General features: G+C 36.4%; 1 protein-coding gene. It reads left to right on the top strand.

The window, feature by feature from the left end; all coding sequences use genetic code 11:
• Positions 1 to 99: 99 nt before the first annotated feature.
• Positions 100 to 3,321, top strand: a 3,222-nt coding sequence (locus tag BBROOKSOX_RS09645; RefSeq protein ID WP_218973728.1) for a C80 family cysteine peptidase, incomplete at its 3' end; no start/stop codon positions are given.

The following is a 3,321-nucleotide window of genomic DNA, read 5'->3' as shown; positions in this document are numbered from 1 at the left end:
GCCACAGACCTAAAAACCATCCTCCCTGAACACCCACCACGCAAAGTATCCGTTACCGGGTGCCATTCAGATAAGTGTGACGACAGTGGCACAAGTTTTGTGTCAAATTTGAAAGAAAGTTTACAGACCAAGGGTATACCTACTGAAGTCGAGGGTCATAAAGGATATGTTGGTATGAACGATGAGGGTGTTTTAATGGAAGGTGATAAAGTGCCTGAAGATAGAAGAATGATGGAAAAAGGAGACACGACAGAACAAGAAAAAATAGAATTAGAGGAAGAGGATTCAAGGTTAAATAAATTAGAAGAAAAAATAAGAAATGAGCGAGTAGAGAGCAGGAAAATGTTAAGGCTTTTAGAAGTCAAGTTGGAAAAAGCAGTGGAAAAGTGGCGAGATGGTCGTCGTTTGATTTATAAATTTCGTAAAAGACTAAGTGAAATAGATGAAGAGTTAATTGATGCCAGAATAGCGATAAAGATGTTTAAGATATCTAAAAAATTTAAACATATGGAACAAGCTCAAAAATATTTTGACCAACAATTCGAACTGAGAAGACAAACAAAGGCAGAAATGGATAAATACACGACAAATGAAGAAGAGGTAAGTGCCTTGAGTCAACAGTTTACGGATAGACACAATGAGCACTTAAAGGAAAAAGTAGCACTTAAAGAGGTTATATATGCAGAGGAAGAAAACACCAGACAGAAGTTAGAAAATATGCGTGAAGATATAAAAAAAGAAGAAAGGCAAGAGCAAGGATTGTTAGCGGAATCAGATAAAAAAAATAAAGAAAAATTAAAAACAACATTGCACGCTCTAGAAGAAGAAATAGAAGCTATAAGGCAAAAGAAACGAGCATTATTGAAAGATAATTTGTTAACGAAAATGATAGGCCTACAAAGAACACAAACAGGCGATGAGCTGACAAAATCCTTGTTTGAAGAAATAAAAAAGTACAGGGAAGAAGAGGTAGAAAAATGGATGGATAAAGTGGATAGTGTGAGCGAGACACCAGAGACAACATATCGAGAACTCAAGAGTCAATCTAAGAGAGTAAAGGACTTAGAAAGTGAAATATCATATGTAGAAGGCCTGCTGAAACAAAAAAGTCGAAATAAGTTTGAACAACAAAGGAGGTTAAATACCTTGAAAGGCAAGCTAAAAAAAGAGCACATGAGGTCAGCATTTGATGAAGGTGCTTTATCAATGCCTGATTTTATATTTAATGAAGTCAGTCCATTGGTGGGGGTAGCAATAGAAGAAATAGATGCAACAAGAGATCAAATAGAAAATACAGAATTAAAGTTAACAGAACAAAATAAAACAATGGACAAGTTAGAAGAAAAATTCCAAAAAGTTGCAGGCAATCAAGAAGCGCAAAATGCAGACGATGACAACAATACTTTGCGTGAAGCGGCACAACAATCAATCATTAGGCAAGAAGAAGATGAAGCCGTAGATGAACTGTTAAAAGATATTGTTATAGCTGAAGGGAATAAAACCATAGTCCTAACAACAATTGAGAGGTATGATGAGGGAGTAAAGGAAATAGAAGGATTGGTCAAAAAGGAAACAAAAGAATCAAACAAAAGAAAATTAGAGATCAGGCTTGATAACCTCAGGCAAGTAAGAGAACGAGCGGTTATTATGCAGCTAAACGCCAACCAAGAGCAGCATGAGCAAATTCAAACAATTAAAGATCTAAAAGAGTCTCTAAAAGAGACGTTAACAATAGGAGGTTTTTCTATCCCAGGGCGTAAGAGCGAACCACAAGAAGAGAAGAGGATTGAGGCAATAGAAGAGGCTAATTCAAAGTTTGTAGAGCGTTATATTAAGAAAAAAGGTTTTGTGCTAGATTTAAATACAAAAGGTACGAAACTTGATGCCCTCAAAAGATTGACTAGCCAAAGATTTGAAGAAGAATATACTGAATTGGTAGTAGACAAGATTTTGAAAGGAATATGGATAGGAGTCGATGATAAGGAGTTTTATAGGGATCAAATTTTGAACTCTGATAACGATATTTCTGTTCGTCTTGATGCAATGTCTAGGGTAAAAAGAATGCTTAAACGGACAAATGAACTCAGGGAAAATAGAACAATAAAACGTGGCGGTAATGTAGAAAAACAAAAACAAAGAGAAGTAATAACAAATGAAGGGCTTGAGGGAGAGGAAACCAGTAGAGTTGCACAAGAAAATGAGCAAGATTTTAGTAAAAAGGAGGTAGAATATCAAGAATTGACGCAAGAAGAAAGGTTGGCACAAGAGGAGGAAAAGTTAGCGCAAGAAGAAAGGTTAACACCAGAGGAATACGCAGAAAGCCCAGAGGAGAAAAAAGAAAGAGAAAAAGAGGAGAGCGAAAAGCTTGTAGAAATGCTTGAACAGCAATATGCAAGAAATAATCAGGAGTACAGAGAAAAACAAAAAGAGGCGCTGATTAAACAACAACAACAAGCACAAGAAAACATATTGGCTGAAGAAGAAGAGTTGAGCCAACCTGTTAATTTTGAGAAATACAAGTTAAAATATAATAACATAAAGGTTAAGGCTTTTAGTCAAGCAATGATAAGAGCAAAAATACCAATGTCATATGGCGGAAAACATGCTGCTTATCACAGAATGGTAGACGGGAAAAAATCAAGTTACACTATGCCTTTGCACCCAGGAACACTTATAGATGCTGTCTATATTAAAATTTTACAAAATGAGTTGAAACTTAATATGAGAACCATGAAGTCACTTGGTGTGGTATTTAACGAGATAGACCCTACCTCTACATCCAGCTCTGCAAAAAAACAAGCCAGTACTTCTTCAGGCCTACAAAAAACTCACAGAAAAACAAAAACCCAACAAAAAACAAACGACAAAGACGGCGATCGAGCATCAGGTGGCAAATCAAAAGAACAGTCCTCAACAAAGCAGGATGATAGCGCTAACCCAGCAATTAAACACAATTCCAGTTTAATCATCCAAATAGCAAACGATCAAACTGCCAACGACATGCAAAAGAAAATAACAGCCAAACAAAACAAACAATACACCACTGACAAAGTCGTTGTTGTCAAAAAAAATAACGGAAAATTAGAAATTACCCAAGGTCAAGCCAGAAATTTAACAGGCAATTTAGAAGTCCAAGTAATAGGGCATGGCGAGCAAGTAGACGGCATCAACAAATTAGAGGGTCTCAATAGTGACGCAGTAGTAGAGATTATCCAAAGATTCATCCCACAAGCAGCAGAATTAACAACAATCTTCTTAATGAGCTGCTATAGCGATAGTTGCCTCAATGGGAAATCAAGTTTGGTTCAGGAAGTGAAAGCA

Source organism: bacterium endosymbiont of Bathymodiolus sp. 5 South, from assembly GCF_900128535.1.
In the GTDB taxonomy this organism is placed as follows: Bacteria; Pseudomonadota; Gammaproteobacteria; order PS1; family Pseudothioglobaceae; genus Thiodubiliella.
The sequence above is the reverse complement of the archived record's forward strand: the minus strand, read 5'-3'. Positions and strand labels throughout refer to the sequence as shown.